14 protein-coding genes are annotated in these 14,972 nt (G+C 67.0%); 2 read left to right on the top strand and 12 right to left on the bottom strand.

From position 1 onward, the window contains the following. Positions 1-16 precede the first annotated feature (16 nt). The 5 genes from EPL00_RS18490 to EPL00_RS18470 form a co-directional block, all read right to left on the bottom strand. Positions 17-268, bottom strand: a complete 252-nt coding sequence (locus EPL00_RS18490) for a hypothetical protein (protein ID WP_135854074.1) — start codon at positions 266-268, stop codon at positions 17-19. 48 nt (positions 269-316) lie between these two features. Then, on the bottom strand, positions 317-1,531 hold the full coding sequence (locus EPL00_RS18485) for an ABC transporter permease (RefSeq protein WP_135854075.1): 1,215 nt from the start codon (positions 1,529-1,531) through the stop codon (positions 317-319). Continuing rightward, positions 1,528-2,784, bottom strand: a complete 1,257-nt coding sequence (locus EPL00_RS18480; RefSeq protein ID WP_135854076.1) for an ABC transporter permease — start codon at positions 2,782-2,784, stop codon at positions 1,528-1,530. The genes EPL00_RS18485 and EPL00_RS18480 overlap by 4 nt, the downstream gene beginning before the upstream one ends. A 10-nt stretch (positions 2,785-2,794) precedes the next feature. Beyond that, complete coding sequence (locus EPL00_RS18475; RefSeq protein ID WP_135854366.1) at positions 2,795-3,556, bottom strand: ABC transporter ATP-binding protein; 762 nt, start codon at positions 3,554-3,556, stop codon at positions 2,795-2,797. Positions 3,557-3,676: 120 nt separating this feature from the next. Further along, the gene (locus EPL00_RS18470; RefSeq protein WP_135854077.1) at positions 3,677-4,648 is read right to left on the bottom strand and encodes a hypothetical protein; all 972 of its coding nucleotides are present in this window, start codon (positions 4,646-4,648) and stop codon (positions 3,677-3,679) included. Between the two features lie 361 nt (positions 4,649-5,009). Here EPL00_RS18470 and EPL00_RS18465 point away from each other — a divergent pair, with 361 nt between their 5' ends. Beyond that, positions 5,010-6,875 carry an alpha-amylase family protein gene (locus EPL00_RS18465; RefSeq protein WP_135854078.1) on the top strand — a complete coding sequence of 622 codons (1,866 nt, stop codon included), beginning with the start codon at positions 5,010-5,012 and terminating at the stop codon, positions 6,873-6,875. Positions 6,876-6,919: 44 nt separating this feature from the next. On the opposite strand, the gene EPL00_RS18460 is transcribed toward EPL00_RS18465, so the two are convergent. Together EPL00_RS18460 and EPL00_RS18455 are read right to left on the bottom strand one after the other, a co-directional pair. Further along, entirely contained in the window at positions 6,920-7,294 is a 375-nt protein-coding gene (locus tag EPL00_RS18460) for a hypothetical protein (RefSeq protein ID WP_135854079.1), read from the bottom strand. A gap of 276 nt (positions 7,295-7,570) precedes the next feature. Continuing rightward, entirely contained in the window at positions 7,571-7,975 is a 405-nt protein-coding gene (locus tag EPL00_RS18455) for a DUF4112 domain-containing protein (protein WP_135854080.1), read from the bottom strand. 174 nt (positions 7,976-8,149) lie between these two features. Here EPL00_RS18455 and EPL00_RS18450 point away from each other — a divergent pair, with 174 nt between their 5' ends. After that, on the top strand, positions 8,150-8,401 hold the full coding sequence (locus EPL00_RS18450; RefSeq protein ID WP_135854081.1) for a hypothetical protein: 252 nt from the start codon (positions 8,150-8,152) through the stop codon (positions 8,399-8,401). Positions 8,402-8,436: 35 nt separating this feature from the next. Here EPL00_RS18450 and EPL00_RS18445 read toward each other — a convergent pair whose 3' ends face one another. The 5 genes from EPL00_RS18445 to EPL00_RS18425 all read right to left on the bottom strand — a co-directional run bounded on the left by EPL00_RS18445 (position 8,437) and on the right by EPL00_RS18425 (position 14,809). Further along, entirely contained in the window at positions 8,437-9,834 is a 1,398-nt protein-coding gene (locus tag EPL00_RS18445) for a sulfatase-like hydrolase/transferase (RefSeq protein WP_135854082.1), read from the bottom strand. Positions 9,835-9,942: 108 nt separating this feature from the next. After that, positions 9,943-11,010 carry a lipid II:glycine glycyltransferase FemX gene (locus EPL00_RS18440; RefSeq protein ID WP_135854083.1) on the bottom strand — a complete coding sequence of 356 codons (1,068 nt, stop codon included), beginning with the start codon at positions 11,008-11,010 and terminating at the stop codon, positions 9,943-9,945. Between the two features lie 37 nt (positions 11,011-11,047). Further along, complete coding sequence (locus tag EPL00_RS18435) at positions 11,048-12,088, bottom strand: lipid II:glycine glycyltransferase FemX (RefSeq protein ID WP_135854084.1); 1,041 nt, start codon at positions 12,086-12,088, stop codon at positions 11,048-11,050. 148 nt (positions 12,089-12,236) lie between these two features. Beyond that, positions 12,237-13,508, bottom strand: coding sequence for a glycosyltransferase family 4 protein (locus EPL00_RS18430; RefSeq protein ID WP_135854085.1), 1,272 nt, complete (start codon positions 13,506-13,508; stop codon positions 12,237-12,239). 32 nt (positions 13,509-13,540) lie between these two features. Beyond that, positions 13,541-14,809 carry a glycosyltransferase family 2 protein gene (locus EPL00_RS18425; RefSeq protein ID WP_135854086.1) on the bottom strand — a complete coding sequence of 423 codons (1,269 nt, stop codon included), beginning with the start codon at positions 14,807-14,809 and terminating at the stop codon, positions 13,541-13,543. Positions 14,810-14,972 lie beyond the last annotated feature (163 nt).

Genomic DNA, 14,972 nt, shown 5'->3' with positions numbered 1-14,972 from the left:
GCGTCGGCGAGCAAATCTACTCTCCAACCGGACCCGACCCCGCCGCCCGGTCCGGGTCCGCGTCGAGGTACGACGCGGTGCAGTCGAGGCAGAACACGCGCTCGTCGGTGGACCTCCTCGCCGTCCGGAGGTCCACCGAGGTCCGCGAGAGCGCGACGTGATGGTCGCGCTCCGGGTCGAGCGGGTCGCCGCATCGCGAACAGGTGTCGGCGTCCTTCGCGGCGTCCTCCTCGGAATCGGCGTCGGTGTCAAAGTCGGATTCTCCCATCGAGTCCCAACCCGACGCTGAGAAACAAAAAGCTTCGTCCGGACGCCCTCAACGCGCCAACTGGTCGATGCCGACCGTCCGGAGCGTCCGCCAGCCAGCGACCGCGGCCGCCAACGTCCCGATGACCAGCGCGATGCCCGCGCCGAGCGCCAGCACCGACCCCGGAGCCTGCACCAGCCCCTCGAAGCCGACGATTTCGGCCGCGACGAAGTTCAGGCCGACGACGAACGGCGGCGTGACGACCACGCCCAGCAACCCGCCGACCGCGCCCAGCAGGACGCCCTGCCCGGCGACCATCGCCACGAGTGTCTTCGAGGAGACCCCGAGCGCGGTCAGCGCCGCGAGTTCTTCCTTCTGCTGGAAGACGACGATGGAGAGGACGTTCAGCGTCAGCGCGAAGCCCGCGATGACGGCGAGGACGACCAGCGCGCCGCCGACCGCGATGACGACCGCGTTGTTCTGGAGGACCGCGCGCATCTGCTCGTCGTTCGTCCGAATCGTGTAGTCGGGGTACTCCTGTTGAAGTTGCCGTTCGACCGCGTCCACGTCCGCGCTGTCCTTCAAATCGACCGTGATGAACGTCGCCTTGTCGGTCCCGGTGGTGCCGGTGACGCGCTGGAGTTCGCTCAGGTGCATCGTGGTCGTCGGCGCTCCGAGGAAACTGGAGAACGTCGAGGAGATACCGACGACGGTGAACTCGTGGTTCTTCGCGGTCGAGACCGACCCGCCGATGTTGAGCGTGTCGCCGACACCCACGTCGAACATCTCGGCGGTCCGGGTGTCGATGATGACCGAGTAGGTCATGTTGCCGTCGTAGTCGCCCCCGGCGTAGTGAACGTCGTACGTCTGGAACCCCTCGCCCTCGGAGATGTCCACGGCCCCGCCGCCGCCGGGGACCCCGACCCCGACGAGCGTCTGCATCTCCCCGGAGCCGTTGCCGACGTACACCGCGCGGAACGCCATCGGGACCGCGGACTGGACCTCCTCGCGGGACTCGATGTCGCCCGCGGTGATGTGCGAGTCCGTAATCGAGGTCCCGAACCCGCCGGGACCCTCCGAGAGCGACCCGCCCGTGACCCAGAGGTCCCGGCCCGAGGCGTCGAACTTCTGTTGGCCGGTCTGGAAGACGCCGTAGCCGAGGCTCGCCAGCAGGGTGGTCGAGAGGACCGCCACCGCGATGCCGACCACCGCGAGGAGGGTCCGGGCGCGGTCGTGGCGCAGTTGCGCGGCCGCGACGGAAGCCGCTACTCGGAGTTTGCTCATCGAATCACCTCCGCGACGCCCTCGGTGCGCCCCTCCATCGCCAGCAGGTAGGGCGCGACGAGTATTCCGATGAACACCGAGACGCCGAGTCCGTAGACCACCAGCAGGGGGTGGAAGTACGCGATGGGGACCGGCGCGATGGCGCGCGTCGCCGCGTAGTTCGTGACGAACGTGGTCGCGTACGCCAGCACGATTCCGAGCAAGCCCCCGACGAGCGTGAGCGCGAGCGCCTGCACGACGAGCAGGACTGCGCGTGCGCGCCGTGAGAATCCGATGGCCGTGAGCGTCGCCAACTGCTCGCTGTCGGCTTCGACCTGCAAGCCCTGCGTGGTCGCGACGAACAGCGTTCCGACGACGACGGCGATGAGGAGCGCCGCGAGTCCCATCGCCAGCGGGAGGTCCGAGTCCACCGACTTCTGGGCGGTGAACCCCGAGCGCGTCACTGCGCTCGCGCCCTCGAAGCGACCTTCGAGGTCGGATTCGAGACCGCCGACGCTCGACTGGACGAGAATCTGGTCGGCTTGGTCGCCCGACTGCGCGCCCGTGATGGCCTGCAACTCGCTGAGGTGGGTTATCATGACCGGCATCCCCGACAGGCCCGATTCGACGGCGGCCTGCCTGACCGCCGTGACCCGCAACTGGCGGTCGCCCGACCCCGAGACTGCGCCGCTGACCGAGAGGTTCGCGCTCTCGTTGACGCCCAGTTGCTGTGCCGCCCCGGTCGAGAGGACCGCCTCGCCGGTCCACGTTCCGTTGTAGCTCCCGTTGTTGTAGTAGGGGTCGCCCGGCGACAGCGGCGCGGTCGGGAGTCCCGCCACGTCGTCGAGTTTCGGCGAGCCGATTACTCCCACGCCGAGGACGTACTCGCCGCCTCCGCCGCTTCCCTCGCCGTCGCCCGACCGCACCTGTAACACCGAAATCTGGACCGGCGTCGAGTACTCGATGCGCTCGTCGGCGTTCAACTGGGCGGTCTTCTCGTGGACGCCGCCGAGTTGCGCCGAGGCCGTCGAGACGACCATCGTCGAGGCACCGCCCGACTCGGGCACGACCCAGTAGTCCACCGCGTCGCCGCGGACCGTCGTCCCCTGTACGAGACCGAGGCCCGTCGCGGTCACGACCAGCATCAGCGCGACGGCGATGGCCACGCCGAGGACGCTCACCGCGGTCTGGCGCGGCGCGGTCCGGGTCGCCTTCGTGGCGGTCCGCCGGAGCGCGACCCCGACGAGACCGACCCAGCGCGAGAGGCCACTCATGGGTCACACCTCACGATTCCTGCACCTGCCCGTCGCGGAGCCGAATCACGCGGTCGGTCCGAGCCAGCGCCTGCTCGTCGTGCGAGGCGAGGACGACGGCGCGCTCCTCGGCGAGGTCCCCGAGCAAATCGAGGATGACCCCGCCGGTGTCGGTGTCGAGTTCGCCCGTCGGTTCGTCGGCGAAGACGACCAGTGGGTCGCCAGCGAGTGCGCGAGCGACCGCGACGCGCTGTTGCTCGCCGCCGGACATCTCGCCGGGCCGGTGGTCCTGCCGGTCGCCGAGACCGACCCGTTCCAACAGGTCGGCGGCCTCCTCGCGACGCTCGGATTTGCCCATCCCGCGCTCTACGAGCGGGAGCGCGACGTTCGCCCGCGCCGACAGCGACGGCATCAGGTGGAACCGCTGGAAGACGATGCCGACCTGCTCCAGTCGCAGTCGCGTGAGCTGTTTCTGCGAGAGCGACGAGACCTCCTCGCCAGCGAGGGTGACGGTCCCCTCGGTCGGCGCGTCGAGTCCCGAGAGCAGGTGGATGAGCGTCGATTTCCCGCTCCCGCTCGGTCCCGACAGCCCGACGAACTCGCCGCGCTCGATGGTCAGGGTCACGTCTTCGAGCGCCGTGACCGTCGGGCGCTCGTCGGTGTCGTCGTCGCCGCCGAACGAGAACCACCCGCCGCTCCCGCCGCGTTCGTACCGGCGGCTCACTCGGTCGCACTCGACGACCGCTTCCCTGCGGTCCGATTCCTCCGTCGCTGTTCGTGAACTCGCGTCCATCTCCCCCACCAGAATGGGAGTGTAGAAGGGACGAACCCACTTATCGTTTCAGGCTGTACGCTCCGATTACCCGGCACAAAAAGAGCGGTAATTACGAGTCGGTCCGCGCTCGGGCCGCTCTCAGCGGTCGCGAACTTCTATCTGCACCGCGTCGGGCACCTCGACCTCGATGAGGTCGCCCGAGAAGGCGAACCGGTCGTCGCCGGACCCGACGGTCCCCTCGACCCGGATTCGGCCGCCCGACTCCGAGACGTTATCGACCGCCGCACCGCCGTCCTCGTTCGGTTCGAGCTTTTCGAGGCCGCCCGTGACCTCGATGACGTAGTTCATCTGCTCGTCGGTGCCGGGACTCGACACGATGACCTCCTTGTCGAGTTCGCCGTCGTCGCCGTCGTCTTCGTCGTCCTTTTCGTCGTCCTCCCGCGTGTCCTCGACGATTTCGCCGTCCACCTTCACGACGCCGCGACCGTCCACTTTCAGGTCTTTGACTTTCCCCGTCCAGAGGAAGCTGTCACACCGCCCTTCGGCGGTGGCTCCCTCCGCGTAGTCGTCGCCGACCTCGTCCCCGTCGTCGCTCTGGTAGGTGCCTCCTCGCATCATCTCGCCGGTCACTTCCACGCGGTAGCTGAACGTGTCGTCCCCGGCCGCGCAGAACGTGACCTCTTTGGTCTCGCCGTCTTTCTCGTCGTCTTCGTCGTCCTTCTCGTCGTCACCGCTCGTGTCCTCGACGACCTTCCCGTTCACCTCGACCGTGCCGGGACCGTCGAGGTCGTAGTCCTCGATTTCTCCCTTGAAGAGGAAACTGTCGCACCGCTCGTCGGAGACCGCGCCGTGGACGGACATCTTCGAGACCTCGTCGCCCTCGTCGCTCTGGTACGTGCCACCGCGCTTGACGCCGTGGCTGAACTCGACGTGGTAACTGAACGTTTCGTCACCGCTCGCACACAGCGTCAGTTCGTGCCAGTCGTCTCCGGTCGCGCTCGCGCTCCCGGTCAGTCCGGTGCCCACGAGGCCCGCGGCGGCTACACTCTTCAGCATCGTTCGGCGATTCATCCACCCGTTCGTTCGACCATCGTCGTCTGAATCGGTCATTTCGTTGCCCCGAGCGACACTGTACGCCCCGAGGATTGTGAACCCGAACGTTGCTTAGGCGGGATTTTATCGTCTTAACCCAGATTTACGGAACAAATCTCCCGTTTCTCCGGGTAGGGTCGCCCGGACCGCCCCGGCCGGTCGCTTTGGCCGAGCTTATCTTCTGACCGCGGGCTGAACACTCTCCCGACCGAGGAGGTCCCCGCGAAACCCCCACACGCGAACGAACTTCGGGGCTCCTCGTTCTGCGCGACCAGATACCTAAGAATTTTCACTCGTCCCCGACGGCTCGGCGGCGACGCCGGTCGCCAAACCAGTTTTGTCGATGGGACCCGTCGGGAGCTACAACCGGGGTGTTCACATGGGAACGAAAGACCGCTGGTACGAGAACGCGACGTTTTACGCCATCGACGTGGAGGCGTTCGCCGACGCCGAAGGCGACGGGGTTGGCGACTTCCGGGGGCTGACTGGCCGCCTCGACTACCTCGAAAGTCTGGGTATCGACTGCATCTGGCTGTTGCCGTTCTACCCCTCGCCCAACCGGGACAACGGCTACGACGTGGCCGATTACTACGGGGTGGACGACCGCCACGGGACGCTCGGGGACTTCGTGGAGTTCGTCCGCGAAGCCGACCGCCGGGGGATTCGGGTGATAATCGACCTCGTGGTCAACCACACGTCCGACCAGCATCCGTGGTTTCGGGCCGCCCGGAGCGACCCGGACTCGAAGTTCCGGGACTACTACGTCTGGCGCGAGGACCTGCCCGACGAACCCGACCCGCACCGCGGGCCGGTGTTCCCCGGCGAGGAGGACGCGGTGTGGAGCTACGACGAGGCGGCCGAAGCGTTCTACTACCACCGGTTCTACCACTACCAGCCCGACCTGAACCTCGCCAACCCGGACGTGCGCGAGGAGATTCGCAAGATAATGGGCTTCTGGCTCGAACTCGGCGTCTCGGGGTTCCGGGTGGACGCCGCGACGCTGATGATAGACCACAAGGGCGGCCTCGAATCCACGAAACTCGACGACCCACACGGCGTCCTCCGGGACATGCGCCACTTCGTGGAGCGCCGGGGCGACGACGCCATCCTGTTCGCGGAGGCTGACGACGCGCCCGAACACCTCGGCGACTACTTCGGCGGGCGCGTCCCCGATTCGAGCGTTGGGGGCGACGCGGTAGCGTCCGATGGCGACGTGGCGCGGTCCGTGGACGACGCCGCGGCCGCCGCGTCCGCCCGCGAGGGCGACGAGATGAACGTCCTGCTCAACTTCCTGCTCGACGCCTACCTCGTGTTGGCGCTGGCCGAGCGCGAGTCCGAGCCGATTCGGGAGGTGCTGAACCTCCTCCCGCCGACGCCGGAGGGCGGCCAGTGGGCCAACTTCCTCCGGAACTACGACGAGTTGAACGTGGGTCGGCTCTCGGGGGCCGACCAGCGGAAAGTCTTCGCGGAGTTCGCGCCCGACGACGAGATGCGCATCTACGGTCGGGGCATCCGGCGGCGCCTCGCGCCGATGCTGGACGGCGACGGCGACCGCATCCGACTCGCCTACAGCCTGCTGTTCTCGCTGCCCGGCACCCCCTTGCTCGTCTACGGCGACGAAATCGGCATGGGCGACGACCTCGACTTGCCGGGCCGGACCGCGGTCCGGACGCCGATGCAGTGGTCCGACGACCGGAACGCCGGGTTCTCGACGGCCGACCCCGACGAGTTGGTGCGCCCGGTCGTCTCCGGCGGGGCGTTCGGCTACGAGGAGGTCAACGTCGCGGACCAACGGGGCGACCCGGATTCACTCCTCGGGTGGTTCGCGCGCCTGAACCGCCTGCGCGGGGAGTGTCCCGAAATCGGCCACGGCGACTGCGAGATACTCGACGCCGACGACCCGGCGGTGTTCGCCCACGCGATGACCAGCGACCACGGAACCGTCGTCGCGGTCCACAACTTGGACGAATCCGAGACCGAGGTCGCGCTCGACCTGCCCGGCGAACCGACGCGACTGTTCGGCGAGGCGACCGTCGAGCGCGTCGGGGACGGCGAGTCCGCCGACGACGAGTCGGATGGAGCGAGTGACGGCCGGAGCGACGCGGACGACGAGCAAGGTGGAGAACCTGCTGAAAAATCTGTAGGAGTGGCTAACACTGATGGAGGAGCTGATGACGACGACGAAGGTGGCTCGTGGCGCTTCGAGTTGGGCCGCTACGGCTTCTGCTGGGTCCGAATCGAGTAGGGACCGTCGTGTCGATTCGCGGCGGAGACCGGGACCGGCGGAGTTCAGTCGTCGTCGTGGAGCGGACCGAGGAGTCCGTACCGAAGCCGATACGCCATCGTCGCGGCGAGCGCCCCGACGTGGAAGTTCTTGCTCGCGTTCTCCGGGTCGTCGGACCGCCGTCGCACGACGAAATTCCACGCACTCCACGCGAGGTGGGCCGCGACCCGCCGACCGCGGCGCGTCCGAATCCCCGCCACGTCGCGGTCCAGCGCCCAGTAGCGGACGAACTGACTCGCGCCACCGACGACGATTTCGGACGGCGAGACGCGAAGTGCTTCGTCGTCCGGCGATGCCCGTCGCCACAGCGGAAACCGGGCCGCGAGTAACAGTCCGGCCGCGGCGAACTCCACGACGGCGACGATTCGTCTGCTGACCATACGCCGCCTTCTTGCTAGCCCGTCAACAATTTTGCGTCCGACTGCGACGCCGGTCGTGTCGAGGTGACTTCGAATCCGGTCGCGCCGAAGAAACGTTCGTCTCGGACCTGCCGCGGACGACCCGACGACTCCCGCCGCTTGCGACTGGCGCTCTCGCCCGCCGCTCATAGGGATTATCGTAGCAAGTCATAGAGTCTCGCTACAGAGTTCAGCGTAATCGAGCGACAGCACCCACATTCTGGCCGATAAATCTCCGCAGTTCTACGATAATCCCTATCAGTAGCTCTCGAACTCGTCGTCCGCGCCGAACTCGTCTTCCAGCATCTCGACGTTGCGCACGTTGGCCTTCCAGACGGCGTCCACGAGCGTCCCGAGGACCGGAATCGACCCGATAACGGCGTCCACGCCGATGTTGAACAGCATCCGCATGATGGTGTCCTTCGAGGCACCCATCTGGGCACCCTCGGCGACGATGTATAGCGAGATGGCCGCCGACACGGCGTCACCGCCGACCGGCAGGATGCCGAGAATCGGGTCCAGCCCGATTTTGTAGTTGATTACCGGCAGTTCGATGGCCTCGTCCAGCAGGTCGGCGATGGCCCGCACGCGCTCCATCCCCGGCGGTTCCTCCTCGACCGTTACTTCGATTCGCTCGCCGTGTTCGTCGGGTTCGTTTTCCATAGATGAGGTTGTGGGTTCCTGCGGGGAAAGGTTTGCTGGCCTGCTGTTTCTTCCGGTAGTGGTGGTGGGTAAACGTACGGGTTTCGTCCGGAGCGACGAGTGGGACGGCCGTTCGGTACCGAATCGCTCGCTCCTCGGCGCAACGTATATCAGGCGACGAATAGGAGTGGTCGTATGGGTGACTCAGACGGCCTCACCGACTCGGAGATTCGGCGCATCGTGCGCGAGGAGCTTTCGAGCGCCGGACGGTCCGTCCTCTCGACCGTCTTCTGGACGGTGTTAGCGGTCTTCGCCGCTCTCGTCGGCCTACAGACGATTCAAGTGTCGCTCTACGCTATCGGTTTGGTCTCCGTGGTCCTCGCCGCGACCGGGTTGCTCGTCGTCGGTTCCAGCGCGTATCTGCTCTACCTCCTCTACTGGGCGTAGCAGTCGGTCGCGGAGGACCGCGGACGCGTCGCGACTCACCGATAACCCAACTTCTTTAGCCGACGCTCGACCGCCGGACTGACCGACTGTGTTACGTCGAACTCCTCCCAACTGTCGGGCAGGCTGGCGAGCAACTCCTCGCGCTCGCGGGTCGGAATCGTCCGGAACCGTTCGCCCGGCTCCGACCGGCCGACCTCGGCGGTGTAGGTCACGTCGTCGGCTTCCGACCGGATAACCTTCGAGTCACCCCGGTAGGCGGCCTTGCGCTCGACGCCGAAGCGCGCCGCCTCGCAGACGGCGGTCCGGTCGGCCGGAATCGGCTCCTGCCACCGTCGGCCCGTGGCCTCGTCGGCGAGGAGGGACTCCTCGACGGTCGCGTCCAGAATCGTCGGCGCGAGGTCTACCAGACTCGGCCACCCGCCCTCCGGGAGCAGGTCGTCGTCCGACCCCGCGAACGCGTCGGGTGTCGAGACGCCGACCGGCACGCGGGCCACCACGTCGAAGGGCGTGCCGCCGTGGCCGACGTTGCCGCGATACCCGCTCCCGCCGTTGGGCCGGGAGTCGGTGATGCGGTTGGCGCGCTCGTAGTGTTCGCCCTGCCCCTCGCCGTGGTCGCCCACCACGACGACCAGCGTGTCGTCGCCGACCACCGAGAGGAGTCGCCGAAGTTGGTCTTCCACGTAGTCGTGGGCCGCCCGATACCGGGCGAACCGCTCGCGCTGGAGTCGCCGACAGTTCTCACAGCCGTCGAACTCGACGCACGGCTGTAGCTCCTCGAACACGTCCGTATCGACGTTTCGGCCCTCGAAGTACTCGTCGGGGACCTCGATGGGCGTGTGGAGGTCCCCGAGGTGGACGTACCCGAAAGTCCGCTCCCTGCCGCTCCGCCACGAAATATAGTCCTCGAATAGGTCTTCCGCGAGGTCGTTACCGTAGAGTCGGTGAGTCCCGTACCAGCCCCGGAGCGCGGTGAACGGCACGACGAACGCGAACCCGCCGTAGGTGTCGTAGCCCGCCGCCTCCAACTCCGCCGGGAGCGTCGGCCGGTCCTCGACCTGCCGGGGCATCGCGTACTCGTCGGCGTCGGGTCGGGTGTGGGCCGCCGCGCCGTGTTCGCTCGGATAGACGCCGGTGTGCATACTCGTGACCGACGGGAACGTCCACGTACTCGGTGCGATAGCGGTGTCGAACGGCATTCCGACGCTCGGCACGTGGTCGGGCCGGAGCGCGTCCACGACGACCGTCAGCACGTGGTCGGGCGCGTCGTCGCGCCGCCGGACGCTCCTCGTCGGCGGTTCGTGGTCGTGGTCCGCTCGCTTGCTCTGATACCAATAGTAGATCGGTTCGCCCGCGTCTTGGACCTCCTCGGGGATGTGGTCGTAGAGCGACCAAACCAACTGCATCGAGAGGGGTGTATCGCTATTCCCGTACATTTCCAGTGAGATTCCCGGCGTGCGTGCATAAACTGCGGCTACCGTTCACCGTCGGTCGATTCGCCAACGCGCTATTACCGCGATTAGTCGAGCGGTACACGAGTTTCATCACCCTTCGAGGGTGTCGCTCCGCCGTCGGTAGAGCCGCCGGGCCGCCCAGTAGACCGGCCACCGAATCGGGTCGGTCCCCTTCTCCCACTCGTATATCGGCTCCAACTCCGCGCCGAACTTGTGTTTGTAATTGAAGGTGCCGTTCGCGTAGTTGGCGTTCGTACTCCCGAAGTCGAACCGGTCGTACCCTTCGTCGATTCCCCACTGGAGGGCGTGGTCGTGGATGAGCGTCGGCGACGAGTACCGGAAGTACTCCTCGTCCACGCCCGCGAAGAAGTAGTGGAGCGCGTTCCGATTGTCGTCGCACAGGTAGAGGTGTTGCCCGGCCTCCTCGCCCTCGACGTGCGCGGTCAGAATCCGAATCTGGTCGCCGAGATGCTCGCCCAACTCCGCGAAGAACGCCTCGGGGAACGGCGACCCGTCCACGTGACTCATGGTCTTGAGGTACTCGCCGTGGAACGCCCGCATCGCCTCGGGGTCGCCCTCCTCGACTTCGACCTCGTAGTCTATCTCCTTGGCGTCCCGAATCTCCTTCCGGCGCTCCTTGTCCATCCCGTCGATGATTCGGTCGTAGTCGTCCAAATCGAGCGCGAACCGGCAGTAGAGCAGGGAGGGCCGATACCCCCACTTGCGGAGCGTCTGGGCGTACTGGACGTGGTTCGAATCGAGGATTCGCATCTTGTGGAACACCGAGTTCTCGTCGTGAACGCGGTCGAGCGTCCGGTCGAGCGCGCCGAGGACGCGCTCTTTCTTGCCCATGATGAGCGGCCCGCCGAAACCGGGGTCCACCGAACTCAGTCGCCTCGCGCCGACCGCCTTCGCGTCCACCGGGAGGTCCACGGGTAACTCGATGTCCGAGACGAAGTTCGGGAAGACCGCGACCGGATTGCCGTTCTTCTCGATGACGACGTGTCTCGGCGTCCGGTCTAAGGTGTTCTCTATCGCCCGGAGCCACTCCGCTTGCTGGAAGATGGTGCCACACTCCGACTGGGCGACCACGTTGTCCCACTGGTTTTCGTTGACCGCGTCGATGCTCCCGACGACGTTTGCTTGGAGTTTCGTCATGCTGTCTAAAATCTTCGACTCGAATCGGGTTCGTTCGTCAGTCCGTCAGCGAGAGTCCCCGGAACGTCTGGAGTCCCCGAAGCGTCCGGAGTCCCCGGTAGGTCTCGGAGGCGAGTTTCGCGGTGAGGTTGCGCCGCTCGGCCAGATACACCGGTCTCGGCTCCGGACCGAACTTCGCCTTGTACTCGCAGAGCCGCGGGAGCATCGCGCCCACGAGGTCGTAGCGAGCGAGGTCCCGCTCGACCGCGTCCCGAATCACCCGCCAGTCCAGCAGGTCGTTGACCGGCACGTCCACCCGCGGGCGGGGGCCGCCCTGCCAGCGATAGACGGTGTCGCCGTATTCGAGCGCGAGGAGACCGCTTTCCACCTCACCATCGACTTCGCAGACGTAGGGTCGGACCGCCTCGTCGCCCAGCGTCTCGTAGAGGTCGGTCGCCAAATCGGCGTCGAGGTAGTGGTCCTCGTCCTGTTCGTCGTAGCGCCGCCGGACGAACGAGACGATTCGCGCCACCTCCTCGACGCCGCCCTCCCGAATCTCGTACCGGTCTTCGTCGGTGTTCCGAACGTTACTCCGGGCGTCGCTACTGAACTGCGCCATCAACTCCTCGGCTCCGGGTTCGAGGTCGAGGACGTAGGTGTAGGAGGGCCGCACGTCGAGGCCGTGGTTGACCAGCGGTCGCACGTCGTCGTACCGGTCGGTGGTCGCTATCTTGCAGTAGTCGGGGTCCAGCACCTCCTCGACGAACTCCATGCACCCCGAGAGGAACTTCCGGTGGCGCTTCTCGGCCTTGCGCTGTTTCAGCTTCTCGTGGTTCAACAGCGCCGGACCGGTGTTTATCTCGACGCCCGGCGGCTGGGAGGCCGCGACCCACAGCGGGCCGCGTTCGAGACCGAACACCGGGAAGACGCCGACCGGTTCCTGTCCGACGTAGCCGACCAGCGTGTGGAGTCGCGCGTCGAAGTGGTCCGCCAGCGTCGCCAGCGCGTCGTGCTGGTGGAAGAAGCCGGTCTGTGGCGACTGCTCGACGCAGGCGTCCCACTCGTCGGCGTCCGAAGTCGTCTCGACGCGAACCGTCATCGTTCACCTCGGCCACGACCCCGGCCGCTATCAAGGTTGGTCACGGTTTCGGCGTTTCGCGGCGCGTAACGCTGCTCGGGGGGTGGCGTCTCGGCGACGACCCGCTCGTAAACGACCCGCTCGTAGACCACCCGCCCCGAGGAGGCCGTCATCGCGGCGGCGTCCTCTTCGCCGGGACCGGTCGCTCGCGCGTCCGCGGGTGGGCGTCCAGCACCTCGTAGTACGTCTCGGTGGTCTCCTCGACGGTCCGGTCCCACGAGTAGCGGTCGGCGACCAGCGCCCGGCCCTCGGCGGCCATCTCCTCGCGGCGCTCGTCGTCGCCCAGCAAGTCGGCGACGGCCGAGGCCAGCAGGTCGGGCGATTCGGGCGGTACGGTCAGGCCCACGCCGTCCAAGACCGATTCGAGTTGCGGCAGGTCGGTGGTCACGACCGGCGTCTCGCAGGCCAGTGCTTCGAGGACGGTCCGCGGGAACCCCTCGTTGTAGCTCGGGAGAACGAAGACGCTGGCGTCGCTGTACTCCTCGGGCAGGCGCTCTTGGGCGAGCCATCCCGTGAACGCCACGCGGTCGGCGACGCCGCGGTCCGCGGCGTACTCCTCCAGCGACTCCCGGAGCGGTCCCTCGCCGACGACTTTCAGCGTCAGGTCGGGGAACTCCTCGCGCAACTCGGCCATCGCCTGCAGGAGGACGTGGACCCCCTTGCCGGGCTTCAGTCGCCCGACGAACAGGAGGGTGTGGTCGTCGCTTCCGGCGATTCCGGTCTCTCCGTTTCCGCCACCGCTCTCGTCTCGCGTTTCGCTCTCGACCGGCCGGAACTCCGTGCAGTCGATGCCGTTGCGCACGACCGCGACCGGGGTCTCGACGCCGTAGGACTGCAGGCGGTCGCGGTCGGTCTCCGAGTAGCAGAACACGCGCTCGGCGGCGTCGAACGTCTTCCGGCCGACGGTGTAGAGGTACGCCTTCTGCACCCACTCGGGAGCAGACTGGGAGAACAGGCCGTGATTGGTCACGACCAGCGGCACGTCGGTCAGCGACCCGAACAGCGCGGCGAGGTTCGACGAGAAGAACAGGTGCGAGTGGGCGTGAACCACGTCGTACTCGTCGGTGAGGTCCCACAGGGAGACGGCGAGTCCGGGCACGATGCTGTTGTCCACGGGACTGGCCACCTCGCGGTGGCGCTTCAGCACGTAGCCGTCCCGGACTTCCGTGCGCGGGAGCGACCGGTCGCCGTGGTCCGACGTGAGGACCGTCACGTCGTGGCCCATCTCGGCCTGCTTCTTCGAGAGGCTGTGGACGTGGAGTCCGAGTCCGCCGGGGACCTCCGGGTGGATGTCGCTGGTCACGCGGAGAATCCGTAACGTCTCTCCTCGCTCCGATGCGTCGCGTCGCGGTGTCGATGTCGATTCTCGCCTGTCTGTCATTTCTCGTCCGTCTGTCGTCTCTCGGCTGTCGGTCATCGTCGTGACTGCTCTCGTTCGTCGGCGCTCCGCTGGTCCCCGGTCTCGTCACTCGGCGGCGCGCCGCCGCCGTTTCGTGCTACGGCGCGCTCGCGTCGCCTCGCCACGCGTTCGCCCTCGGTGGGCGAGTCGGCGTCGGTCGCTCGCCCGCGGTGGTCGGTCTCCTCGGCGGTCGGTCCGGTCACGACGCCGCGGGCGACCAACTGGACGATTCGCCCGAGGACCGTCACGCCGTGGCGGACCGGGTTGTAGGTCTGGCCGTTGTGTACGTCGTACTGGACCCGAATCGGGCGCTCGGCGATGGTCAGGTCGTTGCGGTTCGCGGCGTCCAGCATCTCCGTCTCGACGGCCATGCCGTTCGTCCGGATGGTTATCTCCTCGACGGCCCGCGGCGACAGTGCACGGAACCCGCTCTGGGTGTCCGAAACCGAGACGCCGAACAGAACGGAGATGCTCCGGTCGAGAATTCGCTGGCCGACGCGCCGGTAGAGCGGGGTCTGGGACCCCATCCCCCGCTGGAGGTACCGACTGCCGATGACCACGTCGGCGTCGCCGCGGAGAACCGGCTCGGCGACGGTCGGGATGTCTCCGGGCAGGTGTTGGCCGTCGCCGTCGAGGAGGACGAGCGCGGAACACGACCGGCGCTCGGCGTAGTCCAGCAGGCTCTTCAGCGCGGCCCCTTTCCCCTCGTTGGTGGAGTGACGGACGACGACCGCGCCCTCCCCGCGGGCCACTCGCGCGGTCCGGTCGGCGCTCCCGTCGTCCACGACGACCACCTCGTCGGCGTACTCGGTCGCTACGTCCACGACCTGCGCTATCGTCTCGCTCTCGTTGTACGCGGGGATGCCCGCCAGTATCGGGTCGTCTGCGGCCGTGCGCGCATCGTCCTCGACAGCGGAGACGACGTAGGCGTCGCGCTCTCGAAACGCCGATAGGCTCCGGGTGTAGTCGATTCGGCTCGTCGGCTCCTCGGCGAGGAGGACTCCGGGAACCTCCTCGTCGCGGGCGGTCGCGGCTATCGCGACCTTCGGGTCGCCGTCGCTCGTGCCGTCCGTCCGGACGACGGTTCCGCCCGTCCGGGCGACGAGGTCGGCCGACTCGTCGTCGCCGGGCACGACGAATATCTCGTAGCCTAGCTCGTTGGCTCGTCGTACCGTTCGCTCGATTGACTCGTTGTTCGACTCCGTCGCTATCAGACCGACGGCCGGGCGTCGCTCGCGGTGCGGACGCTCGACACGCTGTGGGCCTGACGGTAGTACCCCCATTTCCCCATCTCCTCGCCTGAAACGAGGGGTCTTGCTTCCTTTGTTATCTGGCCGTTGTTATTTGGGCTCGAAAGTTATAACTCGTGACACATTTACGGAACGCCGGATTTCGTTCGGGTATTCGTTCGTTTCGACGTTCGACCGCGACCCTCGACGACCGACG

It is taken from the genome of Halorussus salinus, assembly GCF_004765815.2.
GTDB classification, from domain to species: Archaea; Halobacteriota; Halobacteria; order Halobacteriales; family Haladaptataceae; genus Halorussus; species Halorussus salinus.
The sequence above is the reverse complement of the archived record's forward strand: the minus strand, read 5'-3'. Positions and strand labels throughout refer to the sequence as shown.